The sequence below is a fragment of the Kitasatospora sp. NPDC059408 genome (assembly GCF_042751525.1).
Classification (GTDB): domain Bacteria; phylum Actinomycetota; class Actinomycetes; order Streptomycetales; family Streptomycetaceae; genus Kitasatospora.
In genome coordinates, this window is sequence record NZ_JBHYWI010000118.1 from 1 (window position 1) to 24,099 (window position 24,099).

23 protein-coding genes are annotated in these 24,099 nt (G+C 74.4%); 10 read left to right on the forward strand and 13 right to left on the reverse strand.

Annotation, left to right across the window (positions count from 1 at the left end; translation table 11 throughout):
* Window positions 1-54 precede the first annotated feature (54 nt).
* The 3 genes from ACFXDE_RS40590 to ACFXDE_RS40600 form a co-directional block, all read right to left on the reverse strand.
* Entirely contained in the window at window positions 55-570 is a 516-nt protein-coding gene (locus tag ACFXDE_RS40590; protein ID WP_380499274.1) for a pyridoxamine 5'-phosphate oxidase family protein, read from the reverse strand.
* A gap of 115 nt (window positions 571-685) precedes the next feature.
* On the reverse strand, window positions 686-1,318 hold the full coding sequence (locus tag ACFXDE_RS40595; RefSeq protein WP_380499275.1) for a phosphatase PAP2 family protein: 633 nt from the start codon (window positions 1,316-1,318) through the stop codon (window positions 686-688).
* Complete coding sequence (locus tag ACFXDE_RS40600; RefSeq protein WP_380447182.1) at window positions 1,318-1,986, reverse strand: DedA family protein; 669 nt, start codon at window positions 1,984-1,986, stop codon at window positions 1,318-1,320. The genes ACFXDE_RS40595 and ACFXDE_RS40600 overlap by 1 nt, the downstream gene beginning before the upstream one ends.
* Window positions 1,987-2,092: 106 nt before the next feature.
* Here ACFXDE_RS40600 and ACFXDE_RS40605 point away from each other — a divergent pair, with 106 nt between their 5' ends.
* The 3 genes from ACFXDE_RS40605 to ACFXDE_RS40615 all read left to right on the forward strand — a co-directional run bounded on the left by ACFXDE_RS40605 (window position 2,093) and on the right by ACFXDE_RS40615 (window position 5,149).
* Window positions 2,093-2,467 (forward strand): BlaI/MecI/CopY family transcriptional regulator, encoded by a 375-nt coding sequence (locus ACFXDE_RS40605; RefSeq protein WP_380447184.1) that lies wholly within the window; start codon window positions 2,093-2,095, stop codon window positions 2,465-2,467.
* On the forward strand, window positions 2,467-3,456 hold the full coding sequence (locus tag ACFXDE_RS40610) for a M56 family metallopeptidase (protein WP_380499276.1): 990 nt from the start codon (window positions 2,467-2,469) through the stop codon (window positions 3,454-3,456). The genes ACFXDE_RS40605 and ACFXDE_RS40610 overlap by 1 nt, the downstream gene beginning before the upstream one ends.
* 160 nt (window positions 3,457-3,616) lie before the next feature.
* On the forward strand, window positions 3,617-5,149 hold the full coding sequence (locus ACFXDE_RS40615) for a GAF domain-containing protein (protein ID WP_380499277.1): 1,533 nt from the start codon (window positions 3,617-3,619) through the stop codon (window positions 5,147-5,149).
* Here the strand turns inward: ACFXDE_RS40615 and ACFXDE_RS40620 are convergent.
* Window positions 5,068-5,568 carry an SsgA family sporulation/cell division regulator gene (locus ACFXDE_RS40620; protein ID WP_380499278.1) on the reverse strand — a complete coding sequence of 167 codons (501 nt, stop codon included), beginning with the start codon at window positions 5,566-5,568 and terminating at the stop codon, window positions 5,068-5,070. The two genes, ACFXDE_RS40615 and ACFXDE_RS40620, sit on opposite strands and share 82 nt — an antisense overlap.
* Window positions 5,569-5,863: 295 nt before the next feature.
* On the opposite strand from ACFXDE_RS40620, the gene ACFXDE_RS40625 reads away from it, so the two are divergent.
* The 3 genes from ACFXDE_RS40625 (at window position 5,864) to ACFXDE_RS40635 (ending at window position 9,082) form a co-directional block, all read left to right on the forward strand.
* Window positions 5,864-7,150 (forward strand): hypothetical protein, encoded by a 1,287-nt coding sequence (locus tag ACFXDE_RS40625; protein WP_380499280.1) that lies wholly within the window; start codon window positions 5,864-5,866, stop codon window positions 7,148-7,150.
* Window positions 7,151-7,287: 137 nt separating this feature from the next.
* Window positions 7,288-8,532 (forward strand): TerD family protein, encoded by a 1,245-nt coding sequence (locus ACFXDE_RS40630; RefSeq protein ID WP_380499281.1) that lies wholly within the window; start codon window positions 7,288-7,290, stop codon window positions 8,530-8,532.
* A gap of 61 nt (window positions 8,533-8,593) precedes the next feature.
* Window positions 8,594-9,082: a GNAT family N-acetyltransferase gene (locus tag ACFXDE_RS40635; protein ID WP_380447195.1), complete on the forward strand. Its 489-nt coding sequence runs from the start codon at window positions 8,594-8,596 to the stop codon at window positions 9,080-9,082.
* 6 nt (window positions 9,083-9,088) lie between these two features.
* Here the strand turns inward: ACFXDE_RS40635 and ACFXDE_RS40640 are convergent, their stop codons facing one another.
* Window positions 9,089-9,781 carry an RraA family protein gene (locus ACFXDE_RS40640; RefSeq protein WP_380499282.1) on the reverse strand — a complete coding sequence of 231 codons (693 nt, stop codon included), beginning with the start codon at window positions 9,779-9,781 and terminating at the stop codon, window positions 9,089-9,091.
* Window positions 9,782-9,928: 147 nt separating this feature from the next.
* Here ACFXDE_RS40640 and ACFXDE_RS40645 point away from each other — a divergent pair, with 147 nt between their 5' ends.
* The gene (locus ACFXDE_RS40645; RefSeq protein WP_380499283.1) at window positions 9,929-10,522 is read left to right on the forward strand and encodes a Uma2 family endonuclease; all 594 of its coding nucleotides are present in this window, start codon (window positions 9,929-9,931) and stop codon (window positions 10,520-10,522) included.
* A gap of 76 nt (window positions 10,523-10,598) precedes the next feature.
* Here ACFXDE_RS40645 and ACFXDE_RS40650 read toward each other — a convergent pair whose 3' ends face one another.
* From ACFXDE_RS40650 to ACFXDE_RS40665, 4 genes are all read right to left on the reverse strand, one after another.
* Window positions 10,599-11,528, reverse strand: a complete 930-nt coding sequence (locus ACFXDE_RS40650; protein ID WP_380499284.1) for a proline dehydrogenase family protein — start codon at window positions 11,526-11,528, stop codon at window positions 10,599-10,601.
* 170 nt (window positions 11,529-11,698) lie between these two features.
* The gene (gene pruA, locus ACFXDE_RS40655; RefSeq protein WP_380447201.1) at window positions 11,699-13,327 is read right to left on the reverse strand and encodes an L-glutamate gamma-semialdehyde dehydrogenase; all 1,629 of its coding nucleotides are present in this window, start codon (window positions 13,325-13,327) and stop codon (window positions 11,699-11,701) included.
* 205 nt (window positions 13,328-13,532) lie between these two features.
* Window positions 13,533-14,780 (reverse strand): FAD-dependent oxidoreductase, encoded by a 1,248-nt coding sequence (locus tag ACFXDE_RS40660; protein WP_380499285.1) that lies wholly within the window; start codon window positions 14,778-14,780, stop codon window positions 13,533-13,535.
* Window positions 14,777-15,373, reverse strand: coding sequence for a PadR family transcriptional regulator (locus tag ACFXDE_RS40665; protein WP_380499286.1), 597 nt, complete (start codon window positions 15,371-15,373; stop codon window positions 14,777-14,779). The genes ACFXDE_RS40660 and ACFXDE_RS40665 overlap by 4 nt, the downstream gene beginning before the upstream one ends.
* Before the next feature lie 145 nt (window positions 15,374-15,518).
* Here ACFXDE_RS40665 and ACFXDE_RS40670 point away from each other — a divergent pair, with 145 nt between their 5' ends.
* Window positions 15,519-17,120: a PucR family transcriptional regulator gene (locus ACFXDE_RS40670; protein WP_380499287.1), complete on the forward strand. Its 1,602-nt coding sequence runs from the start codon at window positions 15,519-15,521 to the stop codon at window positions 17,118-17,120.
* A 12-nt stretch (window positions 17,121-17,132) separates the two neighbouring features.
* Here the strand turns inward: ACFXDE_RS40670 and ACFXDE_RS40675 are convergent, their stop codons facing one another.
* Complete coding sequence (locus tag ACFXDE_RS40675; protein WP_380499288.1) at window positions 17,133-18,308, reverse strand: hypothetical protein; 1,176 nt, start codon at window positions 18,306-18,308, stop codon at window positions 17,133-17,135.
* A 156-nt stretch (window positions 18,309-18,464) separates the two neighbouring features.
* Between ACFXDE_RS40675 and ACFXDE_RS40680 the strand changes: the two genes are divergently transcribed.
* Complete coding sequence (locus tag ACFXDE_RS40680; RefSeq protein ID WP_380447211.1) at window positions 18,465-18,908, forward strand: VOC family protein; 444 nt, start codon at window positions 18,465-18,467, stop codon at window positions 18,906-18,908.
* A gap of 49 nt (window positions 18,909-18,957) precedes the next feature.
* Here ACFXDE_RS40680 and ACFXDE_RS40685 read toward each other — a convergent pair whose 3' ends face one another.
* Window positions 18,958-20,589 carry a hypothetical protein gene (locus ACFXDE_RS40685; protein ID WP_380499289.1) on the reverse strand — a complete coding sequence of 544 codons (1,632 nt, stop codon included), beginning with the start codon at window positions 20,587-20,589 and terminating at the stop codon, window positions 18,958-18,960.
* 345 nt (window positions 20,590-20,934) lie between these two features.
* Here ACFXDE_RS40685 and ACFXDE_RS40690 point away from each other — a divergent pair, with 345 nt between their 5' ends.
* Window positions 20,935-22,269, forward strand: coding sequence for an MFS transporter (locus ACFXDE_RS40690; RefSeq protein WP_380499290.1), 1,335 nt, complete (start codon window positions 20,935-20,937; stop codon window positions 22,267-22,269).
* A 73-nt stretch (window positions 22,270-22,342) separates the two neighbouring features.
* Here the strand turns inward: ACFXDE_RS40690 and ACFXDE_RS40695 are convergent, their stop codons facing one another.
* On the reverse strand, window positions 22,343-23,083 hold the full coding sequence (locus tag ACFXDE_RS40695; RefSeq protein WP_380499291.1) for a BTAD domain-containing putative transcriptional regulator: 741 nt from the start codon (window positions 23,081-23,083) through the stop codon (window positions 22,343-22,345).
* A gap of 72 nt (window positions 23,084-23,155) precedes the next feature.
* Complete coding sequence (locus tag ACFXDE_RS40700) at window positions 23,156-23,809, reverse strand: hypothetical protein (protein WP_380499292.1); 654 nt, start codon at window positions 23,807-23,809, stop codon at window positions 23,156-23,158.
* Window positions 23,810-24,099 lie beyond the last annotated feature (290 nt).

Below are 24,099 nucleotides of genomic sequence, written 5' to 3' on the forward strand. Positions count from 1 at the left end.
CACCCCCCCCGCGCGGGCGCCGCGGACCTCTACCCGGGCCGCCGCCGCCGTTTCTCAGCTCCGCACCACGCGGGCCCGCAGGTAGTTGCGGCGCCCGAAGTTGGGCTCGTCCACCGCCGTGAGCTCGTCCACCTCGAAGCGGTACAGGGCCGCCGCGCCGGCGCCGACGAGGTACTGGCGGCGGAGCTCGTCGTCCTGGGCGAAGGACGGGTAGCGGGCCCGGTAGGCGGCCAGGGCGGCCTCCGCCTGGTGGCCCCAGGCCTCGCCGGCGCTGCCCGTGAGCTGGAGGCCGCGCAGCTGTTCGCCGAAGACGGGCGGCGGCAGGAAGACGGTGGCGGCGGCGCGGGCCTCCTCGGCGAGGTGGCGGCTGTGCCGGGTGGAGCGCTCGCTGACGAAGTACAGGACGAGGTCGTCGTCGTGGGCGAAGAACGCGAGGTTGGCGTGCGGCCCGTGCTCGTGCCCCGCCGTCGCGAGGGTGAGCACCATGGCCTCGGCGAGCAGGCCTTCGACGCCCTTGTGCAGGAGGTCCCCGGGCCAGTCCCCCTGGGTGATGTCGAGTCGGTACGGCACGGACGCTCCCTCCGCTGGCACGACAGAGCCGGGCGGGTTCCCCGTCGCGACGGGGCTCCACGCCCGGCTCACATGCTCTACCCGCCGCCCCGCCCGAACAAGGCGGGGGACGGAATCAGTACCGCGGCAGCGCGCCCGGACCGAGCAGCGGGCGCAGGGCCCCGCCCCGCATCCGGTCCACCAGGGGTCCGCAGCGCCCGGCGATCGGCGCCAGGAGCGCCGCGACGACGATGCCGACCAGCATGCCGACCGCGACGTCGTGCGGATAGTGCACGCCGACCCAGACCCGGGAGGCGCCCATCAGGACGGCGAAGATCCCGGCGATCGCGCCGAGGCGGCGGTCGACGAAGAACAGCGCGGTGGCGGCGGCGAAGGCGATCACGGTGTGGTTGCTGGGGAAGGACCAGTCACCGGTACCGGGGCAGGTCTCCAGGGGGACGCTCCCCCGGATCTGCGCACACGGCCGGACCTCCTCGACCATGCCCTTCAGCACGGAGTTCGCGACGTACGCGACGACCACGATCACCGGCGTCGCCAGCACCCGGGCCATCAGGGCCGAGTCGGCGCCGCGCGCCCGCCACCACGCGTGGAGCATGAAGAGCGCGAACAGGCCGAGGCCGATGGCCGACCAGACCTTGATCACGTCGTCCAGCCACACCGGCGCGGCCTTGGACCAGCCGTTGACCTGGGTGTAGAGGCCGCCGGAGATGCCACTGCCGTCGAACACGGCGAGAGCCCGGGAGGACATCACGCGTCACCTCCGTGACGGCGCGCCTTACGGGCGCGGAACACTTCGAGAACAATGGGGAGCACGGAGACAACTACTACCAGACCGATGATCGGTAGCAGATATCGGTCGATGCTGGGGATCGACGATCCCAGCCCGTAGCCGGCCAGCACCACGCCCACCGTCCACAGCACACCGCCCGCGACCTGCCAGAAGGTGAACGAGCGGACCGGCACTTCGAGCACGCCGCACATCGGATTGAGCACCGTTCGGACGACGGGGATGAACCGCGCCAGGACGATCGCCTTGCCGTGGCCGTACTTGGCCAGCAATTCCTCGGCCCGCTCGACGCCCTCCTGCAGGCTCTTGCGCTTGCTGCGGCGCAGCAGCGCCCGCCCGCCCCGCCTGCCGATGACGTAGCCGACCTGGGCGCCCGCCAGCGCGCCGACCAGGGCCGCCGGGAGGACCTGCCACAGCTCCAGCTGCGGGCCCTTGGTGGCGCCGGGCACGCAGAGCAGCCCGGCGGTGAACAGCAGCGAGTCGCCGGGCAGGAAGAAGCCCACCAGCAGGCCGGTCTCGGCGAAGAGCACCACGGCGATGCCGAGCGCGCCGAAGGCGGCGAGCAGCGAGGAGGCGTCCAGCGGGTTCACCGCGAGGTGGACGGCCGGATCGAGGGGGAACTGGAGCAAGGCTGGCGGACCTCCCGTACGTTGGAGGGCGGTGGAACGCCCGGACCGTCTACAGTGACGTAGACGGTCTACATGACTGTAGACGATAACTGGAGGAAGCGCCGCCATGTCCGACGTACCGTCCGCCCGCCGGCCCGCCGGGGAGCTGGAGGCCGAGGTGCTGACCGCCCTCTGGTCCGCACGGCACCCGATGACGCCGCAGGACGTCCAGGCGGCGCTCGGCGGGGACCTCGCCCGCACCACGATCGCGACGATCCTCGCCCGCCTGCACGACAAGGGCACCGTCGAACGGACCCGGGCCGGCCGCGCCTACGCCTACACCCCGACCGTCCAGGACACCGCGGGCCTCGCCGCCCGCCGCATGCACACCGAGCTCGGCCGCGAGGCCGACCGCTCCACCGTGCTCGCGCGCTTCGTGTCCGACCTCTCCGCCGAGGACGAGCAGCTCCTCCGCGCACTCCTGGGCGACGGCACCGCGTGATGATCGCCGTCTGGGCGCCCCTCCTGCTGCCCTTCCTCGCCGCCCCGCTGGCCCGCCGCCTCGCCGACGCGCTGTCCCCCCGGGCCGCCGCCTGGACGCTCGCCGGCTCGGCCGCCGTCCTGGCCGGCGGCACCCTGTGCTCGCTCGGCCTGCTCGCCGCCGCCGGACTGCTCCAGCTGCCGCCGGTCGCCGCCCTCGGCCACCTGTCCCTGCCCTGGCTCACCGCCGCCGCGCCCGGCGCACCCCTCGCGGCGGCCGTCGCCGCACTCGCCCTGGCCGCGCTGACCGCCCTCGCCGTCCGGACCGCCCGCCGCCACCACCACGACCTGCGCACCGCCCGGGCCGCCCTGCCCGCCGAGGACGCGCGCCGGACCCCGCGGGACCTGCTCACCCCGCCCGACCACCGGCTCACCGTCCTCGACGACGAACGCGCCGACGCCTTCGCCCTCCCGGGCCGGCTGCACCGCGGCGAACCCGGCCGGATCGTCGTCACCGCCGGCATGCTGCGGGCCCTCAGCGGCCCCGAGCGGGCGGCCTTGCTCGCCCACGAGCGGGCCCACCTCACCGGCCGCCACCACCTCTTCCTCGCCCTGGCCGAACACGCCGCCGACATCCACCCGGCGCTCCGGCAACTGCGCGCGCCCCTCGGCTACCACCTGGAGCGCTGGGCCGACGAGGTGGCGGCGGCCCGGGTGGGCGACCGCACCGTGACCGCCCGCGCGGTGGGCCGCGCCGCCCTGGCCGCCAACCGGGCCCCGTCGCCCGCCCGCCCCAAACTGGCGGCCGCGGCCCACACCGGCCCCGTCCCGCGGCGGGTGGCCGCCCTCCTGCAACCCCGCCCGACCCCGACGGGCACCCGCCTGCGCCCGGTGGCCCTGGCCCTGGCCGCCTGCCTGGCACTGAGCACGGCGGCCACCATGGAGGCGACCGCCGACCTGCACCACACGGTGGAGGCCGCCCAGCACAACGACGGACGCGTGGAGCGCTGACGGTCGCGGCGAGCGCAGCCGGCAGCGGCCGCGGAAGAAACCCCCACCACCCCGCACACCGACTTCCCCGACCCCGTCCCCAGACCCCCGCCTCCCCCTTACGCTTTCGTCAGCGCATCGACCCCGACGCGCCCTCGATCGGCGGCGAGGAGCAACCCGAGTGCGTCAGACCGGACGGCAGACCCGACGACCGGAACGTCGAACCCCGCCGACCGCGGCCGAACTGGCCAAGGTCCACGACCGCACCCTCGCCGACGCCGCCGCCCGGGAAGCCGCCCGCGAGAACACCCAGCAGCCCGCCGGCACCGGCACCACCGGCAACGGCCAGGGCCTGCCGGAACCCCGCCCCGAGATCGGCGACTCCTGGGAGCGCCTGCGCCGCCTCGGTCTCGACCCCGACTCCGGCGCCGCCGCCATCCACCTCGGCCCGGCCGAGGTCGAACTGCGCCGGCGGGCGAGCGGCCTGGAAGCCGTCATGCCCGTGCTCCGCGAAACCCTCATCCAGCCCGTGGACCAGGCGCCGCTGATCCTCGCGATCGCCGACGCCGAGGGCCACGTCCTGTGGCAGGAGGGCGAGCGGGGCCTGCGCCGCAGCGCCGACCGGATCGGCTTCCTGATCGGCGCCCGCTGGATCGAGGAGAGCGTCGGCACCAACGGGATCGCGGCGGCGCTGCGCACCCAGCGCCCGATGCACGTCCACTCCGCCGAGCACTACCTGCGCAGCCACCACTCCTGGACGTGCGTCGCCGCGCCCGTCCACGACCCCGGCACCGGACAGCTCATCGGCGCGGTCAACCTCAGCGGCCCCGCCCACAGCGTGCGCCCGTACCTGCTCCAGCTCACCACCACGGCAGCGCGCCTCGCCGAGACCGAACTGCGCGCCCACCGGCTGGAGTCGCTCCACCAGCTGCGCACGATGGCCGCCCCACTGCTCGCCCGGGTGGCCGGCCCGGCGCTCGTGGTGGACGCCGCCGGGTGGACCGCCGCCTCGGCCGGGCTCCCGCCGCTCGGCCGGCTGCGCCTGCCCGCGGAGAGCTGGGGCGCCGCGGCCGTCCAGTGGGTGCCCGGGCTCGGCGAGTGCGTCCTCGAACCGCTGGCCGACGGCTGGCTGGTGCGGCCGGTCCGGCCGTCGGACGGGGACGGCACCCTCGCCGCCGAACAGCTGGAGGGGGCGCGGCTGCGCCTGGACCTGCGGCGCGCGGACCGGCCGGAGCTCTCGGTACAGGGCGCGGCCGGCGGCTGGTCGCACGCGCTCAGCCCGCGCCACGCCGAACTGCTGCTCCTGCTGGCCACCGGACGCGACGGCAGCACCGCCGCGCAGCTCGCCGACGCGCTGTTCGGGGATCCGGCCAGGACGGTCACCGTCCGCGCCGAACTGTCCCGGCTGCGCCGCTACCTGGGCGGCCTGCTGGCCCACCGGCCGTACCGGTTCGCGGAGTCGGTGCTGGTCACGGTGCTGGGCCCGGACGATCCGTACGACCTGCTGCCGTCGTCGTCGGCCCCGGCCGTGCGCCGGCTGCGGACGGCACTGGCCGCCGGAACGGTACGCCTGCCGGGCGCGGCGGTCCCCGAACCCCGTATGTCCGACCCGCGCGCCCGCGTGAGCGCCCCTCAGCCGCCCCCGAGCAGCGCGGCCAGCTGGGCGTCGGTCGGGCCGCAGGCGCGCTCGGCCTCCTCGGAGACCAGCGCGTAGGTCCGGTCGAGCCAGGCCTGCACGCGGGGCTTGGAAACCTCCAGCAGGGCGCTGCCGTGCGGGGATTCGAGCGCCAGGTGCAACGTCGAGCCGTGGCACGGGCAGTACGCCGGCCACAGTTTGACGTCGCCCTGGCCGCTCAGCATGCGCAGGCCGTCGCGCAGGAGTTCGCGCGAGAAGACCCAGTCGGCCTCGTCCGGCCGGCCCAGGTGGAAGGTCAGCAGCACCTCGTACGGACGGGCGACTTCGAAGCGGAACCGGGTGCGGACCTCGCCGACGACCTCCTCGCCCAGAGCGATCCGCAGCGTCAGCACCTCCTCCACCGCCGCCGGAGCGGCGGTGGAGCCTTCCCCATCGTCGCCCGTGGGGGTGGCGGCGAGGGGTGCACTGGAGGCTGCGGACAGCGGGTCGGGCGGCATGACGGTCTCTCCGGGACGGCGTGGGATGCTCTCAGACTGCGCCACCGCGGGCCGGGCGGGCAAGGGTTGCAAGGAGGTTGCAATCACCCCCGTCCCGGACGGACGGTCCTTACTCAATTTTGTCGGACGATCCGTCAACTTCCTTGCGATGAACGGATGTCCACGAAGTGGATGGAATCCGTCCACGACGTGGCCGCCCGCTGGTACGCTCACCCCCTCCCGGAACGGACCCCGCGCCACGGACCGTGGGAGAATGCGGCGACTGCGACGGCGACTTCGGGGAGGGAGGGGTCCGGTGGCTGTGCGCGAGGACGCGGTACCGGACGTGCGGCACGAGGCCGCGCCACACGGCCGGCACGGTCGGCCGCGCCCGTTCGGCGGCCGGTTCCGGCTGCCCACCCTGCGGTTCTCCGGCGCCGCGATGGCGATGTCCACGGTCGTCGGCATCAGCATCGCCACCACCCTGCTCCTGCACGAGCAGCAGGGCGTCGGCCGGCGGGCCGGCGTCGCCCGGGTCGGCACCACGCCGCCGCCGACCCCGAGCGGGAGCGGCACCGAGCAGGCCGAGGCCGCCGCCGAGCACCCCCCGGCAGCGCCCGAGCCCAGCGGACGGCCGTCCGCCTCCCGGCCCGCGCGACCGCACCCCGGCTCGTCGACACCCGCTCCCTCCACGCACCGACCGGGCACGCCCGAGCCGACGGCCGCCGCGTCCGAGGGCGGACACACCGGGCTCGCGTCCACCGACGATCCGTCCGCCCAGGGCCGCGGGGCCACCGCGGGGCACGGGCCGGCGGCGCCGTCCGGACCGGCGTCCACGTCTCCGCAGACGTCTCCGCAGATGACGCCCACCCCGTCGCCGGCACAGCCGTCCGGGCAGCCGTCGCCGTCCCCGAGCGCGAGCCTCCCGTCCGGCACCCCGTCGTTCACGCCGCGGCTCCCGACCGTCCCTTCGGTGGTCCCGGCCGTCCCGGGATCCGACATCACCCCGAACACCCCTGCCGCCACCGGCGTCCCCGGCATCACCGACACCGCCGCCACCACCGACGTGACTCCCGGGGCCGAGCAGCCCCTGAGCGGCGTCGCCCAGGTCTCCCCGCTCGGCCGCGACGGCACGCGGCACGTGCTCGGCCTCAGCGTCACCGAGCCCGTCACCGCCCTCCAGACCGAGTTCCGGCTCGCCCCGGGCGAGTTGGCCCCGGGCAGCGGCACCGCGTGGACGGACCTGCCCGGTGCCGTGGTCACCGCCCAGCAGGAACGGGGCGCCCTGGTCTACCGGTTCACCACGCCGGCCGGTACCGACGTCGGCCCCGGGCACTACACGTTCGGCGTCCGCGGCACCCGCCCGACCGCGACGGCCCCGCGCAAGGGCGCCGCGGCGGAGGGCTGGAACGCCGCCGCCTTCGGCATCACCGACCCCCGGGCCGTCTCCGCCCTGGGCACCTTCACCGAGGCGGCACCGCAAGCGGGCCGGCAGCCCGCCCCGCCGGAAGACCCGTCGAAGACCCCGCCGGAAGCCCGGCCGAAGACCTCGCCGGAAGCCTCGCCGGAAGCCCGGCCGAAGACCCCGCCCGTCCACCACTGACGCCCGGCCGGGCCCCGCCGGTCCCTCCGGCGACCCGGGCTCATCTCCGCGGCCACGTTCGTTACTGTGGGCAGCACCCGGCCCGGCGGCCCGACCGGGCCCCGTGCGGCCGCCGACCCGTACCCGAGGAGGAGTCCGTGTCCACCGTCCTGACCCCCGGCGGAAACGCACCGCTGTCCGCCGCGCGCGTGACCGTCGAGGTCACCGCACCCAAGGCGCTGGACGTCTCCGGCCTGCTGCTGACCGACGCCGGGAAGGTGCGTTCGGACGCCGACTTCGTGTTCTTCAACGCGCCGCACGGCCCCGGCGTCAGCCACCGCCCGGCCGGCACGGGCGCGCCGGACGCGATCACGGTGGACACCCGGGCCGTCCCGGCCGGGATCACCAAGGTGGTCGTGACGGCCAGTCCGGCCGACCAGGAGAGCACGTTCGCCGGGATGGAGCCGACCGCGACCGTCCGCGACGCCGACACCGGCCAGGTGCTGGTCTCCTTCACCCCGCCGCCGCTCGGCCGGGAGACCGCGCTCATCGTGGTGGAGGTCTACCTGCGCAACGGCGCGTGGAAGGTGCGGGCGGTCGGCCAGGGGTACGCCAACGGACTCGCGGGCATCGCCACCGACTTCGGCGTCACCGTCGACGACACCCCGGCGGCCCCCGCGGCCCCTCCGGTCTCCGTCGCGCCCCCGATGCCGCCCGCACCGGCCGCACCGCCCGTCGACCCGCGCATCGCCCGCACCGCCGCGCCGCCGATGCCGACCACCCCGCCGCCCGCCGCACCGCCGGCACCGACCGCGGCCACCCGCCCGAAGGTCACCCTCGACAAGGGCCGGGTCAACCTGGTCAAGGGCAGCTCGGTGTCCCTGGTCAAGAACGGCCGCCCGTTCCTCTCCTCGGTCCGGATGGCCCTCGGTTGGGAGCCCGCCGGCCGCGGCCGCAGCATCGACCTCGATGCCTCCTGCATCGCCTTCGACGCCAGGCGCCGCAAGCTGGAGACGGCCTGGTTCATGAAGCTCACCGTCTTCAACGGCGCGATCGCTCACTCCGGCGACAACCTCACCGGCGAGGGCACCGGGGACGACGAGTCGATCACCGTCCACCTGGAGGGTCTGCCCGCCGAGGTCACCGGCCTGGTCTTCGTCGTCAACTCCTTCTCCGGGCAGCGCTTCACCGAGGTGCAGAACGCCTACTGCCGACTGCTGGACGCCGGCAGCGGACAGGAGCTGGTCCGCTTCGACCTGACCCACTCGGAGCCGCGCACCGGTGTGGTGATGTGCAAGCTGGTCCGCCAGAGCACCGGCGAGTGGGAGATGACGGCGCTCGGCGAGTACGTGGACGCCAAGACCGCCCGCGCGATGATCGAGCCGTCCGCCGCGCTCCTCTGAGCCCCGCTCGCCCACCGGAAAACCGGTGGCCGGTCCGCCGGCCCGGGGCCATCCTGTCCGCATGCAGATCAGAGAAGCCACCGCCGAGGACTGGCCGGCCATCTGGCCGTTCTTCCACGCGATCGTCGCCGCGGGCGAGACGTTCCCGTACCCGCCGGACCTCTCCTCCGAGCTCGGGCGCGAGTGGTGGCTGCTGCCCGCGCCGAACCGCACGGTCGTCGCGGTGGACGACGCGGGCACGGTCGTCGGCACCGCGAACATGTGCCGCAACCGCCCGGGCAACGGCTCGCACGTGGCCAGCGCCAGCTACATGGTGGACCCGGCCCACCACGGGCGGGGCATCGGGCGGGCCCTGGTCGAGCACACCCTCGACTGGGCCCGCCGACAGGGCTACCGCGCCATGCAGTTCAACGCGGTGGTGGCGAACAACCACCACGCGGTGAAGCTCTACGAATCGCTGGGCTTCAGCGTCGTCGGCACCGTCCCCGAGGCCTTCCGCCACCCCACCGAGGGATACGTCGGCCTCCACGTGATGCACCGCCCGCTCTGAGGGCGGCTACTCCTCGATGGCCCCGCCCACCCGGCGCAGGTGCTGCCGGAAGCTGTACGCCGGGTCGGCGGCGCGCCGCTCCAGGTACTCGTCGAAGGCGGTCTGCCGGCGGAGCGTGTCGCCGGAGCGGATCCGCCCGGCCTGGGCGCGCTCGGTGCGGGCGATGTCCGCGGCCGTCGCGAGCACCTCGTCGATCCGGTCGCCCGGGACGAACAGCACGCCGTCCGCGTCGGCGAGGACCACGTCCCCGGCGTCCACCAGGTGCGGCCCGAACCGCGCCGTGACCAGCGCCTCCGGCTCCCGCTCGGCCAGCCGCAGGGGCCCGAGCGGCAGGGCGCCGTAGCTGAACACCGGCAGCCCGATCTCCACCAGCTCGGGCGTGTCCCGGTGCAGCCCCCACACGACGATCCCGGCGACCCCGGCCGCCATCGCCTCCAGCACGGCGAGGTCCCCGATGCAGGCCTCGTCCGTCCGCCCGCCGTTGTCGATCACGAGGACGTCCCCGTCCCGCGCGGCCCCGTACGCCTCCAGGAACACGTCCACGCTCCCGTAGTGCCGCACCGGCAGCACCCGCCCGGCGACCCGGGCCCCCGCCCCGACCCCCGCAACCCCCACCGGCGCCGCCCGCACCCCCACCCCGAGCCGCACACAGGCATCCGCCACCAACGGCGTCGACAGCCCTTCGAACTCCTTCAGCATCCCCAACTCCTCCCACTACGGCCCCAGTTCACCACCCCCGATCCTAGGCCGGGACCCAAACTCACACCATCGGGTGAAAATCCGCCGCATACGGCATAACCCGGTCAAACCGCGAATAGCGTGACGCCCATCTGAAGGAGGGGCATCATGAGTGCTGTGGCGCATGAGCAACCGATCGCGGACTCCCCGTCGCAGGCCGACATCCTGCTGGAGAGTTTCCTGAGCCTGCACTCCCCCGAAGGCTTCCGGGCCGAGCTCATCGAGGGAGAGATCACCGTGGCACCACCGCCGGACGGCGATCACGAGGACTACGTCGACCTGCTGAACGACCAGGTGAAAGCACGGTCGAAGGTCCACATGCAGATGTCCGGCGGCAAGGGCCTTCGCTTGGCGAGCGGCGGGCTCTGCCCGAAGAACCACGTCATTCCCGACGCGACGTTCGCGCCACGATCGCTCCGCCTCTTCCGTGGCGCCCCGCCGTGGATGGAACCGGACGGCGTCGTCATGGTCGCCGAAGTCACGTCCAGCAAGCCCGACATCGACCGGATCGCCAAGCGACACTGCTACGCCCGGGCCGCCATCCCGCTCTACCTGCTCATCGACCGTGAAAAGTCGCAGGTCAGCCTCTTCGGCAAGCCCCACCGGGACGAGTACACCGAGGTCCATCTGGCCGCCTTCGGGGAACCGCTCACCCTTCCGGCACCCTTCGAATTCGATCTGGACACCAAGGACTTCCTCTAGGGCCCCAGAAGACGCGAAACGGCTCGCACCCCCTCCCACAAAGGGGGTGCGAGCCGTTCGGCACCGGGCCGCAGCGTCAGCTGCGGGTGGCCATGGCGCGGAGGAAGAAGGTCAGGTTGGCCGGGCGCTCGGCGAGGCGGCGCATGAAGTAGCCGTACCACTCCTGGCCGTACGGGAGGTACACCCGCATGGTGTTGCCCTCGCCGGCGAGGCGCAGCTGCTCCTCCGGGCGGATGCCGTAGAGCATCTGGTACTCGAACGAGTCGCGGTTGCGGCCGTTCCACTGGGCCAGCTGCCCGGCGATCTTGATCATGTTCGGGTCGTGCGAGGCGATCATCGGGTAACCGTCGCCCGCCATCAGGACCTTGAGGGCCCGGACGTACGCGAGGTCGACCTCGTGCTTGCCCTGGAAGGCGACCGACTCGGGCTCCTTGTAGGCGCCCTTGCACAGGCGCACGCGGGAGCCGGCGCCGGAGAACTCGCGGCAGTCGGCCTCGGTGCGGCGCAGGTAGGCCTGGAGCACGACGCCCAGCCACGGGTAGTCGGCCCGCAGCTCGCGCGCGATGGCGAGGGTGGAGTCGGTGGTGGTGTGGTCCTCCATGTCGAGGGTCACCGTGGTGCCCGCGTCGGCGGCGGCCTCGCAGATGCGGCGGGCGTTCTCCAGCGCGATCTTCTCGCCGTCCACCGGCAGGAACTGGCCGACGGCCGACAGCTTGACGGACACCTCGGCGCCGGCCGCGAGGCCGGTCTCCTTGAGCGCCTTGAGCAGGTGCTCGTACGCCTCGGCGGTGCCGGCGGCCTGGGCGGCGTCCTGGGTGTCCTCGCCGAGGTGGTCCAGGGTGACCTTGCGGCCGGTGGCGACGAGGTCGTCGCAGGCGGTGACGGCGTCGTCGAGGACCTCGCCGGCGACGAAGCGCTCGACTATCGCGTGGGTCGGCGGGAACTTCTCGACCACGGTCCGGACCTGCGGCGACCGGGAGGCCGCGAGGAGGGCGGAACGGAGCATCGTGACTCCTGGAACTGGTGCTTCTAAGGGTGGCAGAAAGTGGCCGGGGCGGCGGGTACGGGGGTGGCCCCGCCGCCCCGGCGGGGCGGCGCCCGGTTGCGGGACCGGGCGTCGCGGGTGACCGATGGCTACGCGATGTCCACGTGGAGCCGGAGGGTCGAGGGGGCCGGTCAGCCCATGTGCGGGTAGCGGTAGTCCGTCGGCGGGACGAAGGTCTCCTTGACCGAGCGGGTCGAGGTCCACCGCGCGAGGTTCTGCTTGGCGCCCGCCTTGTCGTTGGTGCCGGAGGCCCGGCCGCCGCCGAAGGGCTGCTGGCCGACGACGGCGCCGGTCGGCTTGTCGTTGATGTAGAAGTTGCCGGCCGCGAAGCGCAGCTTCTCCATCGCGTGCTCGACGGCCGCGCGGTCCTGGGAGATGATCGAGCCGGTCAGGCCGTAGGCCGAGACGGACTCCATCTGCGCCAGCATCTCGTCGTACTTCTCGTCCTCGTAGACGTGGACGGCGAGGACGGGGCCGAAGTACTCGTCGCGGAAGTACTCCGAGGCCGGGTCCTGGCACACGAGCACGGTCGGGCGGACGAAGTAGCCGACCGAGTCGTCGTAGGTGCCGCCGGCGAGGACCTCGACCCGCGGGTCGGCCTGGGCGCGGTCGATGGCGGCCTTGTTCTTGGCGAAGGCGCGCTCGTCGATGACGGCGGACATGAAGTTGCCCAGGTCGCTGACGTCGCCCATGGTCAGGCCGTCGACCTCGGCGGCGAACTCGTCCTTCAGGCCGGCCCACAGCGAGGCGGGGACGTAGGCGCGGGAGAGCGCCGAGCACTTCTGGCCCTGGAACTCGAAGGCGCCGCGGGTCATCGCGGTCTTCAGCACGGCCGGGTCGGCGGACGGGTGGGCGACGAGGAAGTCCTTGCCGCCGGTCTCGCCGACGATCCGCGGGTAGGTGCGGTACTGCGAGATGTTGTTGCCGACCTCGCGCCACAGGTGCTGGAAGGTGGCGGTGGAGCCGGTGAAGTGGATGCCGGCGAGCGCCGGGTGCTTGAGCGCGACGGCGGAGACGTCGAGGCCGTCGCCGGTCACCATGTTGATGACGCCCTTGGGCAGGCCGGCCGCCTCCAGCAGCTGCATGAGCAGGTGCGCGGAGAACTGCTGCGTCGGGGACGGCTTCCAGAGCACCACGTTGCCCATCAGCGCGGGCGCGGTCGGCAGGTTGCCGGCGATCGCGGTGAAGTTGAACGGGGTGATCGCGTAGACGAAGCCCTCCAGCGGGCGGTGGTCGCTGCGGTTCCACACGCCGTCCGAGGAGACCGGCTGCTCGGCCATGATCTGGCGGGCGAAGTGCACGTTGAAGCGCAGGAAGTCGACCAGCTCGCAGGGGGTGTCGATCTCGGCCTGCTGCGCGGTCTTGGACTGGCCGAGCATGGTGGCGGCGGCCAGGGTCTCGCGCCAGGGGCCGGCCAGCAGGTCGGCGGCGCGGAGGAAGATCGCGGCGCGGGAGTCGAAGGAGAGCGCCTGCCAGGCCGGGGCGGCGGCCAGGGCAGCGTCGATGGCGTCCTGCGCGTCGGCCTGGGTGGCGTTGCGCAGGGTGCCGAGCCGAGCCGCGTGGTTGTGCGGCTGGACGACGTGGATCTCGGCGCCGCCGCCCATGCGGCGCTCACCGTTGATCGTCATGGTCAGCTGGACCGGCTCCTGGCCGCCCAGCTCCTTCAGCTTGGCCTCCAGGCGGGCCCGTTCGGGGCTGCCGGGGGCGTAGCTGTGGACCGGCTCGTTCACCGGCGCGGGGACCTGGGTCACAGCGTCCATAAGGCGCACGCTCTCCTTCGTTGTTGCGGGGGATGCCGACGTGGGTCACACGCCGACCGCAGCACGAACGCTATTCCTGCACCCGGGGGCACTTGATTGGCCGGGCGGCTAAATTCCCCCGTACGGCGTTGTCCGGACCGACGAACAACGTCACGGCGCGGTCACGGGCGGCGCCGGGCGCCGCCCGCGTGGCCCCGACGGCCCCTCACGCCCCGGCTGTGACCCCGTTCGCGCCTGCCGCGCCCACCCGCCGCTCCCAGTCGATCCGGTAGCCGTGCACCGGGCGGAGCATCTTCTCCGGGCTCATGAACGTCCGCATGGCGATCGGCGCGAGCAGCCGGAACATCACCCGCGAGACCGGCCCGGAGGACTTCTGGCTGTTGGTGCGGGCCGCGTCGGCGGCGATCTTCTCGACCCGCGGCCGGCGCATCGCCTCGTAGGCGGCGAACGCGGCGGTGTGGTCGGGCAGGTCCCGCAGGCAGCGGGCGAGTTCGACGGCGCTCTCGACGGCGAGCGAGACGCCCTGGCCGGAGCTGTTGGACGGCGCGTGCACCGAGTCGCCGACCAGGACCATCCGGCCGCGGTGCCAGTGCGGGACGGACGGCATGATCTCCAGCCGCGGGAAGACCTCCATGGTGTCGGCGTCGGCCACCGCAAGGACGTCCCGGGCGGGCACGTCGCCGGAGTGCAGGTCACGCAGCCGGCGCAGCCACTCGTCGTTGCTCACGGCGCGGACCTGTTCGTAGGTCAGCTGCTCGGGCTGCGGGACGTTGCTGAACCACGCCGTCCCGGCGCCCTCGGGCAGTCCCCAGTAGCCGAAGAAGGCGCGGGCGCCGTTGGCGAAGTGCACGGTCTCGCCGCGTCCTGCCCGGCCGGGCAGGCGGTACGGGCTGTAGCCGCCGACGCCGAGCAGCCCGGTGTACCGGGCGCCGGGCGCGGCCGGGTCGACCAGGGTGCGGACGGTGGAGCGGGTGCCGTCGGCGCCGATCAGCAGGTCGCCGGTGGCGGTGGTGCCGTCGGCGAAGCGGGCGGTGATGCCGTGGGCGCCCTCCTCGACGCCGACGAGCCGTTTGCCGTACCGGACGTCGATGCCGGCCTCGCCGAGCCGCCGCTGCAGCACCTCGTACAGTTCGGCGCGGCGCATCAGCCGCCCGCGCGGCAGGTCGGGCAGGCCGGCGAACTCGGCGAGCGTGCCGCCCCTGCCGTCCTCGATGACCATCGGGCCGACCGGCTGGCCGAGCCGGCCGACCTCCGCCTCCAGCCCGACGGCCGCGAGGGCGCCGAGCCCGTTGGGGGCGATCATGAACGTCCCGCCGATGCCCTCGGCGGAGCTCTCGTAGGCCTCGTACACGAGCGGCTCGATGCCGGCCCTGTGCAGGGCCAGCGCCATCACGGGCCCGGCGATGCCGCCGCCGATGATCAGGGCCTTGCGGGTCGTACCGTTGGTGCTCATTCCAGGCTCCTCATGAATTCCTGCAGGGTCCGGTTGAAGTCCGGCTCCCCGAGCTGTGCGATGAGGTTCTCGGTGAAGCGCCGCTCGGCTTCCAGCAGCGCGAGCGCGTAGTCGTCCTCGACCACGAACATCGGGTGGACGCCCATCTCCGCCGCCTTGCGCAGTTGGGCGCGCTCGGCGTCGATCCGGGCGTCCAGGGTCGCCAGTCGCCGGCCGAGCAGTTCGGCCGCCTCGGAGGGCGGCACCACCACGAGCAGGCACAGGGCCACCCCGAAGGACGGGTACTCCTCCTGCGGTTCGGCGATCCACTCGCGCATCCAGCTGTCGAGCTCCGCCTTCCCCTCGGGCGTGAGGGCGTAGACGGTGCGTTCCGGCCGCTGGGTGTCGCGGACGGTCTCCTGTTCGGCGACGAACCCCGCCTTCCGCAGCTGCTCCACGACCATGTACAGCGAGCTGCGGTTGTACTTGATGTTGCGGTCCTTGCCGTGCTCCTTGAGCCGGCGCCCCATCTCGTACGGGTGCATCGGCTCGGCCGTGAGCTCGGCCAGGACCGCGAGGGCCAGCGGGTTCGACACCTTGCGTCGCTTCGCCATGAGATCTTCCTCATCTCTTGGTCAGTACTGACTATCCATTCTCAGATAGTCAGAGTCAACTATTCAGGATTGACGAACCTCAACTCTGTCCGCCCGGCTAAAATCAACCACACGGCCTTGTCCGAGTGGATGAAGGAGGCCTGAAGTGGCAACCCCCGGCCTCCCGCTCCGCCAGCTCCTGATGTCCCTCGGCGAGCCCCTGGTCGAGCTCCAGGCCGCCCCGCTGGGCCTGGACGTGCCCGTCCGCGACGTCGCGATCCTCGACCCCGAGGACCCGCCGACCGCAGCCTCCGGCGAACTCGTCCTCGCGATCGGCGCCCGCGGCCGCGCCGCCCTCCCCGCCCTGCGCGCCGCCGGCCGGGCCGGCGCGGCGGCCGTCGCCGTCAAGCTCGACGCCCCCGGCCAGGCGGACGCCCTGCGCGAGGCCGCCACCGACGCCGGCGTCGCCCTGCTCTCGGTGCGCCGCGAGACCCGCTGGGAGCACCTGGACTCGCTGGCCCGCGCGATCATCGCCGGTCCGGACGCCCCCGACACCGCCGGCGCCCCCGAGCACAACGCGGGCGACCTCTTCTCCCTCGCCCAGACCGTCGCCGTGCTCACCAGCGGCATCGTCTCGATCGAGGACACGTCCAGCCGGGTGCTCGCCTACTCCCGCTCCTCCGACTCCGACGAGGTCGACGACCTCCGCCGGCTCTCCATCCTCGGCTGGCAGGGCCCCGAGCCGTACCTCTCCAAGCTCCGCGAGTGGGGCATCTTCCAGCACCTGCGCACCTCGGACGCCCCGATCGCGGTCGAGCCGCACCCCGAACTCGGCCTGCGCCGCCGCCTCGCGGTCGGCATCCGGGCCGGGGCGCAGCCACTCGGCACCATCTGGGTGCAGGAGGGCGCGCAGCCGCTGGCCCCGCTGGCCGAGCAGGCCCTGGTCGGTGCCGCCCGGGTCGCCGCCGCCCAACTGGTGCGCCGCCGCCGGGAGCTGTCCGCCGACGTGCGGCTCACGCAGACGCTGCTCACCGGCCTGCTGGAGGGCTCCACCGGCCCGCAGTCGCTCGCCACCCACCTGGGCCTGGACCTGCGCCGCCCGGCCACCGTCCTCGCGTACGGCGCCCGCACCACCGAGGCGCTGCACCGCGCCGACATCACCGGCCTGATCTCGGTGCACACCGCCGCCCGGCACCGCGGCGCGCTGCTCGCCCCGATCGAGTCCCGGGTGTACGTGCTGCTGCCCGAACTCCCGCCGGGCCTGCCGATGACGACCGTCCGGGACTGGGCCTCCGAGGTGGTCGAGGCGGCCAGGGAGCACCTCGGCGTGCCGCTGCGGGCCGCGATCGGATCGACCGTGGACGGCCTCGCGCAGGTGCCGGACTCCCGGGCCCAGGCGGACCGGATCCTCGACGCGATGGGCCGCGGCGGGGTGGACCTCGACGTGGCCGCGCTGATCGACGTCCAGGCCGAGGTGCTGGTGAGCGAGATGCTCGCGCTGCTCCAGGAGCGCGGCGGCCTGCGCGACCCGAGGCTGACCGCGCTGACCGCCTACGACCGGCGGCACGGCACCCGGCTCGCCGAGTCCGTGCTGGCCTGGCTGGACGCGCTCGGCGAGGTCCGGGTGGCCGCCGACGCCCTGCACATCCACCCCAACACCCTGCGCTACCGGGTGCGCCGCGCCGAGCAGTTGACCGGCATCGACCTCGCCCAGCCGCAGCAGCGCCTGCTGGCGATGCTGCAACTGCGGCTGCCCGCCGACGAATAGGGCCACCGGACGCTAGGTGGCGCGCGTCCGCCACTGCTCCCAGGCCGACAGCCACAACTGCTCGGCCAGCTCCTGCGCCTCCCAGCCCTCGGGCCCGCCGCCCGAGCGGTCCCGCCACAGCTGCGCCCACGCCCGCTGCGCCGGCAGGCTCGCCACCTCGCTCGCGAACACCGTGTACCGGACGACCTCCTCGACGGCCGCCGCGCCCTCCGGCGTCCCGATCACCCAGTGCGTCTGCCCGGCCAGCCGCTCCAGGTGGTTGACCATCGACGTCACGGCCGCCAGCGCCTCCTCCCGGGTCTCCGAGGCGAGCCGCATCTGCTGGCGCACCGCCGCCTCCCAGCGCACCGCGCACGCCTCCCCGCGCAGCCCGCGCGGCAGCCGCGGCGGCCGCCCGGCCCGCACCTGCGCCTCGATCGCCGCGGACTCGGCGATGGTCTGGCCGATCAGCGCCCGGTGCGCCTCCAGCCCGTGCACCGGCGGCAGTTCGCGCTCCTCGACCGGCACCCGCTCGGAGTGCCGGGACGACAGCTCGCGCAGCAGCTCGCCGCGCCCGCGCAGGTACCGCTCGACGTCGCCGATCCGGCCGAGTTCCAGCCCGCCGGGCGCCACTCCGCGCCCGCACACCGTGACGGTGAGCCCGTCGATCCGCAGCCGCCCGGCCCACACCGGCCCGGGCCCGCCGTCCTCCGGCGTCCCCGGCCAGAGCACCGGCCGGTCCTCGTGCACCTCGACCGCGCACGGCTCGCCGTCCACCGTGATCCACTCGCGCAGCGCCCGGACCCGCCCGGGCCCGTCGCCCTCGTCGATCCCGAGGTGGTCGTAGACCCGGTCCCGCTCGTCCTCGACGACGTCCTCCAGCTCGGGCAGGACGAGGCAGCGCTCGGCGCCCGGCCGGTAGGTGCGGACGGTGACGTACGGCCCCGCCGTCGAGCTCCAGTCGCCCGACTGCACCTCGACCCAGTCCAGCCGGCCGCCGTTGGTCTCGAACGCGCCGAGCGCGTCGCCCGCCCGGTCGAGCCCGGCCGCGACGCCGTACACGGGGAAGTCCGCGGCGGCCAGGGTCCGGCGGGTGAATTCCTCCACCCGGGCGAGCCGGTCCGCCCGCTCGCGCGCGTCCGGGGCGTGCCATCCGGCGTCCGGTGTCCCGCGCCGCTCCTGGGGCCTGCCGCCGCTCTCCCGCATCACCTGTGCCGCACCCCCGAGTCCTCGCGCCCGCACCGCCCCCGCCACCTTACGTGCCGGGGACCTGCCGGGTCATCAGCTCCCGCGCCCCGCAGGGACCGTCGGACGGCGGCCGTGTCAGGACGCGCGGTTGTCAGCCGCCCTCCCTAACCTGGCCGCATGACAGCACAGAGCACGTTCCCCGCCCGGATCAGCATCGTCACCCTCGGCGTCACGGACCTCGGCCGCAGCGCCGCCTTCTACGAGGCCCTCGGCTGGCGTCGCTCCTCCGCCTCCAGCCCGGAAATCGTCTGGTTCCGCACCGCCGACTCGGTGCTCGGGCTGTTCCCGGGCGACGAGCTGGCCGCCGACGCGGGCGTGCCCGGCGGCGGCGAGCCGTCCTTCCGCGGCGTCACCCTCGCGGTGAACCTGGAGTCCCCCGCGCTGGTGGACGCCGCCCTGGAGACGGCCATCGCCGCCGGCGCCACCGTGGTGAAGCCGCCGGCCACGACCGGCTGGGGCGGCTACTCCGGCTACTTCGAGGACCCGGACGGCCACCTGTGGGAGCTGGCGCACAACCCGTTCTTCCCCTTCACGGAGGACGGCTCGCTCGACCTGCCCTGACTCGACCTGCCCTGACTCGACCTGCGCTGACTCGACCTGCCCTGAGGCGCTAGCTCTTCGAACGCGCCTTGAAGGCCGCCTTGCGCGCCTCCTTGGCCACCGCGCGGTCGGTGTGGAGCTCGCCGATCGCCTCCAGGACGTCCGCCGTGTACGCGTGGTCGACCCGCCACAGCTCGCCGAAGTAGCTCCCCGGATCGCCGGTGACGGGCAGGTCGGCGATCAGTTCGCGCAGCGGTTCGGCGTCGCCGCCGCTGTCGAGCAGCTGGGCGGCGAAGGTGTCGACCACCGTCCACAGCGCCATCGTCCGGTCCGGCGCCGGCACGTCCGACGCGCCGAGCGCGGTCAGCCAGGCCCGCGCGGCACCACCCAGCTCCGGGTCGTCCAGCACCTCCCGGACGGCCGGCTCGGCGGGCGCCCCGAGCACGTTCAGCGCCGAGACGCCGAGCATCCGGCGCATCGGCCCGTACGCGTCCCCGCCGCGCGCCGCCGCCAGCAGCTCGCGCGCCGCCGCCACCGGCTCCCGGCCGTCGAGCCAGACCCGCAGCTCCTCCTCCGGCAGGACGTTGGGGGACTCGCACACGCCGCGCAGCAGCTCGGCCGCGTCGCCCTGGGCGAGGTCGCCGACCAGCGGCGCGTCGTAGCCGTCCTCCAGCAGCCACTGCCGGATGCCGTACTGGCCGAGCGGGGTCAACCGGACCAGGCCGAACCGCGCCGACTCCTCCTCGTCCAGCGGGGCCTCGCCGACGACGGGGGCACCCTCCTCGCCGGTGGCCTCCTCCTCGTCGAACAGCTCGGGGTCGATCGGGCGGTAGTCCAGCAGGCCCAGCTCGGCGAGGTCGCCCAGCATCGGGTCCAGCGCGACCATCACGTCGGTGATGTCGCCGAGCAGCTCCTCGCTCGGCTCCTCGCCCTCCGGCACCACCAGCAGCGCGGCGAGCACGCCCAGCGGCACGGTCTCGTTGCCCGGCTCGGCGAAGGCGGTGGTCTCGTACAGCACCTGGAGCGCCTCGTCGAGCAGCTCGGCCGCGGCGTCGCGGGCCTCCTCGACCTCGGAGAGCGCGTCCTCGTCCTCCTCGTCGCCGTCCTCGCCCGCCTCGGCGTGCTCCCCGTCCTCCTCGGGCATCGAGTCGGCCTCCACGGCCAGCTCGCGGACGATCCCGGCGGCCGTCAGCCACAGTTCCAGGACGGTGTCCGGGTCGCCCTCCTCCGCCGGCTCCAGGTCCGGTCCCGGCACGGCGACGTGCTCGCCGTCGGCGGTCGTCCCGATCTCCACCAGGTCCAGGTCGCAGGCCAGCGACCAGGCCCGCATGGCCTCGATCTCGGCCTCCTCCGGCACCTCGCCCGCGGCCGGGGCCAGGCCGAGCAGCCGCGCCGCCGGGGCGCGGTCCTCGACGACCAGGTCCCCGAACTCGTCCACGCCGCGGTGCGGGGCGGCCCAGCGGGCCAGCGCCAGCGCGTACCCGAACATGGGGACGGCCTTCGCCTGTTCGGCCAGCTCCCGCTCGGCGGGCAGCTTCACCGGCGGGACCAGGACGGCTGCGTCGTCCAGGTCCTCGTCGTCCAGTCCGTGAGCGGCGAACGCCCCATAGAGGTCCTGGAGCTCCAGGTCGGCGGGCAGAACCGCCTCGGCCGTGCCCTCTCCCGCCGAGGCCCCTGCGTTCTTCCGACGTCGTCCGGCCATCGCCTCGCGTTCTCCCTCAGCCAGCGGCCGCGCATCAGCTCCGCGTACCGATCCACTACCTCAGCGTATAGGCCGGGCACCCCCGATGCCCGGCCCCGAGGGGCGCGCGCCGCGACCGTGCGCCCACCCCTTATCCTTCGCTATTGGCGCCGCGCACAACCCCGCGCGGGCCACCGGGCAACGAAGCCCTCATCCTCCTCGCCCGTCAACGGGCGGGACGGGACCTGCCACACCCATCCGCTCCATCAGGGAGCCCGCACCGCGGCCACCACCACAGCGCCTCAGGACGGGCGCGCCGGCACACCCAGCCGCCCCGGTGGGGCCAAGCCACAGGAGACCCCTGAGATGGCGGACCTCTCCCCCGCCGGCCCCGGCCTGCGCACCGCGCAGCTCGACGGACGCCGACTGTCGGAGGCCCTGCTTCCCCTGGAGCTCGCGCCGCGCGCCCAGCTCCAGCTCTCCGCGATCAGCCGCTGGAACGCGCTGCGCGGAGTCCGCGTCGGCCTCGTCTCGGCCGGCCTGCTGTTCATGCTCATCGGTGCCAACCTGGCGACGCCGATCTACCCGATGATCCAGCAGCGCCTCGGCCTGACGACGCTCGACACCACGATCCTCTTCACGGTCTACATCTTCGCGCTGGTCCCGGTCCTCGCCGTGGTCGGCCACTGGTCCGACCTGCTCGGCCGCCGCGCCCTGATCCTGCCGGCCGTCGCGCTCGCCGCCGCGGGCGACGTGGTCTTCGCCACCGCCGGGAGCTTCTGGCAGCTCGCCCTCGGCCGGGCCGTCCAGGGCATCGCCGTCGGCCTGTCCACCGGCGCCGCCGGGGCCGCCCTCGGCGATCTGCTGCCGGACCACCCGACGCTCGCCGCCAAGCTCACCCTGGCCTGCTCGGCGGGCGGTGTCGCGCTCGGCCCGGTGGTCGGCGCCCTGCTGGCCGACGGCTCGGACCCGCTGCTGACGCCGTTCCTCCTGCACGCCATCGCGCTCGGTGCCCTCTGCATACCCCTGGCCGTCGTGCACCCCCGGATGCCCGGCCGCAACCGCCCGCCGGCCTCGCCGCCGCGCATCACCACCCCGGCCCACCTGCGCCCGCGCAAGCCCGCCCTGCCGATCGCCGGCCGCCGCGAGTTCCTGTTCGCCGCGACCGCCGGCTTCATCTCGTACGCGGTGTTCGGCGTCTACCTCAGCCTGGCGCCGTCCTTCGCGGCCAAGCTGCTGCACACCCCCTCCCACCTGGTCGGCGCCGTCGTCGCGGCCCTGCTGCTGGGCTCCTCCGCGGCCGCCCAGCTACTCGTCCCGCCGACCTCCGACCGCCTGGTCATCGCCCTCGGCATGACCGGCCTGGCCACCGGCCTCGGCCTGGTCGTCGCGGCCGGGTACAGCGGCACCCCCGCGCTGCTCTTCATCGGCAGCGTCCTCGGCGGCGCCTGCCAGGGCGTGGCGTTCCGCTCGCTGTTCACCAGCGCCGTCGCCGCGATGGACCCGGAACGCCGCGGCTCCGAGCTGTCCTCCCTGTGGATCATCGTCTACCTCGGCAGCTCGCTCCCGATCGTCATCGTCGGCGCCCTCGTCCAGGCCTACGGCCTCCTCCCCGCCGTGAGCGGCTTCGCCACCGTGGCCGCCCTCCTCTGCACGGCCCTCGCCGTGGCGGTGGCCCGCAAGCCCAAGCAGACGGCCTGACCGGCAGCGCACGAAGCCGAATGCCGCCGCCCGGAAGCCCCGGACGGCGGCATTCGTCGTTCCCTCGCCCCGGCTACCCCGACTCGGCGACCAGGCGCCACAGGCGGGACGGGGCGGGGAGGCCGAGTTCGGTGCGCAGGCGGCGTTCGTAGCGGGCGACGTCCTGGAGGGCGTCGCCGGGGTTGCCCTCGGCGAGGTGGGCACGGATCAGGCACGCCTGGCTGCTCTCGCGCAGCGGGTCCGCCCGGACGGCGGCGCCGGCCGCGGCCACCGCCTCCGGGAAGCGGCCGGTCCCGACGAAGGCGCAGGCCAGGGCCTCCAGGGCGTGCACCCGCAGGCGCCGCCAGCCGTCCGCCTCCAGCAGCGTCCAGTCCTCGTACCAGCCCGGCAGCAGGTCGGCCGAGAGGTCCTCGACGGCCGCCAGCCCGAGGGCGTCCCGGCCCGGCGCCGCGCCGGGGGCGAGGATCCGGCGGGCCAGCGCCCGGGCGTCGCGCAGGTCCACGCCGACGCCGTCGGCCAGCCTCAGCTCGGTCGGGCCGATCTCCAGCGCCGACCGGCCCGCCGCCGGCAGGCGGGACAGCGCCGAGCGCAGGCTCGCGAGCGCGCAGCGCTCCGTGGCGTCCGGCCACAGCGTCCCGGCGACCAGCCCTCGCGGCACGTTCCCGTTGCAGCACAGGGCAACGAAGGCGATTAATCGCTCCGCCCCCGCGGAGACGGCCACCGGCGCCCCACCGGCCGACAGCGCGAAGCCGCCCAGCAGGCCGAGCCGCACGCCCGCGCCCCGAACCGGCGGGCCCCGATCGCCGCAGGCCATCGAACCACCATCTCTTCGTGTACGGATGGACCTCCTCATCCATGCTGCGCCGCACGCCGTGGGCTGTCGACCTCAGTCGAAGTTGACGCAGTACCCGACCGGGATCGAGGCCGTGACCCGCCCCGAGGTCAGGTCGATCGCCCGCGCGGTGGCGTTCTTCGTCCCGCAGTTGAACGGATGGCCGGTGAACAGGCCGAAGCTGCCGCCCGCGAACCCGGCGTTCCGGACCGCCGTCACGGTCTGCGACCACTGCACGGTGCCGGTGGAGTTCAGGACGATCTGCACCCGCACCCCGCCGTTGACGTTGAAGTGGTCACCGCCGAACTCCAGTTGGCCGTTGGTGTCGTCGGCCCAGATCCGCACCGCCAGCCGCCGGTCGTCGGCCTGGCCGTTGTCGAACCGCGTCTGCGAACGGGTCTCCGGCGGCACGCAGACGGTGTCGCCGACCCAGGCCTCGCGCCAGACGAAGCCCTGGACGCAGAAGCCGTCCGGCAGGGTCCGGAAGGGCACCTGGCTGTTGTCGAACGCCGCCTGGGAGCGGATGTCCGGGGTCACGCAGACGTGGTCCCCGGGCCTGGCGTCGCGCCAGACGAAGCCCTGGCGGCAGGTGTCCGGGCCGAAGTCCTGGGCGTGCACCGAGGACGCCCCCAGCGCGGCGCCGCCGAGGGCCATGACCGCGGCCATCGCCGTGGTCACCCCGGTTCGCAGGATCCGTCGAGTGCTCATCGTCCGCACCTCCTCGAAGAACCTGCGCCCAGCCTGCGCCGCCCCCCGTCACGGCGGTGTGACGGCCGGGAACGCCGGGGTTCGCCCGCAGTGGGTTCGCTCCGTTGAGCAGGGCTACCACCGTTCCCCACCATCCACCCCCCACCCGCCTCCCGGCGGGTGCCCGCCCCCGCCCTCGTCGGGGGGGCGCCCGCGCCCCGCCCCGCGCCCCCCCCGGGGGGGGAAAAAGACGCCCACGCCGCCCCCGCCGGGAAACAGGGGGGCCCCGGGGGGGGGGTGGGCCAGCGCGC

What these genes read in the sequence shown, in the direction of transcription:
- ACFXDE_RS40690 (WP_380499290.1), top strand. Translation starts at nt 20,935, where the DNA reads ATGGCGGACCTCTCCCCCGCCGGCCCCGGCCTGCGCACCGCGCAGCTC.
- ACFXDE_RS40695 (WP_380499291.1), bottom strand. Translation starts at nt 23,083, where the DNA reads ATGGCCTGCGGCGATCGGGGCCCGCCGGTTCGGGGCGCGGGCGTGCGG.
- ACFXDE_RS40665 (WP_380499286.1), bottom strand. Translation starts at nt 15,373, where the DNA reads ATGGCGAAGCGACGCAAGGTGTCGAACCCGCTGGCCCTCGCGGTCCTG.
- ACFXDE_RS40660 (WP_380499285.1), bottom strand. Translation starts at nt 14,780, where the DNA reads ATGAGCACCAACGGTACGACCCGCAAGGCCCTGATCATCGGCGGCGGC.
- ACFXDE_RS40635 (WP_380447195.1), top strand. Translation starts at nt 8,594, where the DNA reads ATGCAGATCAGAGAAGCCACCGCCGAGGACTGGCCGGCCATCTGGCCG.
- ACFXDE_RS40680 (WP_380447211.1), top strand. Translation starts at nt 18,465, where the DNA reads ATGACAGCACAGAGCACGTTCCCCGCCCGGATCAGCATCGTCACCCTC.
- ACFXDE_RS40645 (WP_380499283.1), top strand. Translation starts at nt 9,929, where the DNA reads ATGAGTGCTGTGGCGCATGAGCAACCGATCGCGGACTCCCCGTCGCAG.
- ACFXDE_RS40595 (WP_380499275.1), bottom strand. Translation starts at nt 1,318, where the DNA reads ATGTCCTCCCGGGCTCTCGCCGTGTTCGACGGCAGTGGCATCTCCGGC.
- ACFXDE_RS40685 (WP_380499289.1), bottom strand. Translation starts at nt 20,589, where the DNA reads ATGGCCGGACGACGTCGGAAGAACGCAGGGGCCTCGGCGGGAGAGGGC.
- ACFXDE_RS40620 (WP_380499278.1), bottom strand. Translation starts at nt 5,568, where the DNA reads ATGCCGCCCGACCCGCTGTCCGCAGCCTCCAGTGCACCCCTCGCCGCC.
- ACFXDE_RS40640 (WP_380499282.1), bottom strand. Translation starts at nt 9,781, where the DNA reads ATGCTGAAGGAGTTCGAAGGGCTGTCGACGCCGTTGGTGGCGGATGCC.
- pruA (WP_380447201.1), bottom strand. Translation starts at nt 13,327, where the DNA reads ATGGACGCTGTGACCCAGGTCCCCGCGCCGGTGAACGAGCCGGTCCAC.
- ACFXDE_RS40700 (WP_380499292.1), bottom strand. Translation starts at nt 23,809, where the DNA reads ATGAGCACTCGACGGATCCTGCGAACCGGGGTGACCACGGCGATGGCC.
- ACFXDE_RS40650 (WP_380499284.1), bottom strand. Translation starts at nt 11,528, where the DNA reads ATGCTCCGTTCCGCCCTCCTCGCGGCCTCCCGGTCGCCGCAGGTCCGG.
- ACFXDE_RS40610 (WP_380499276.1), top strand. Translation starts at nt 2,467, where the DNA reads ATGATCGCCGTCTGGGCGCCCCTCCTGCTGCCCTTCCTCGCCGCCCCG.
- ACFXDE_RS40605 (WP_380447184.1), top strand. Translation starts at nt 2,093, where the DNA reads ATGTCCGACGTACCGTCCGCCCGCCGGCCCGCCGGGGAGCTGGAGGCC.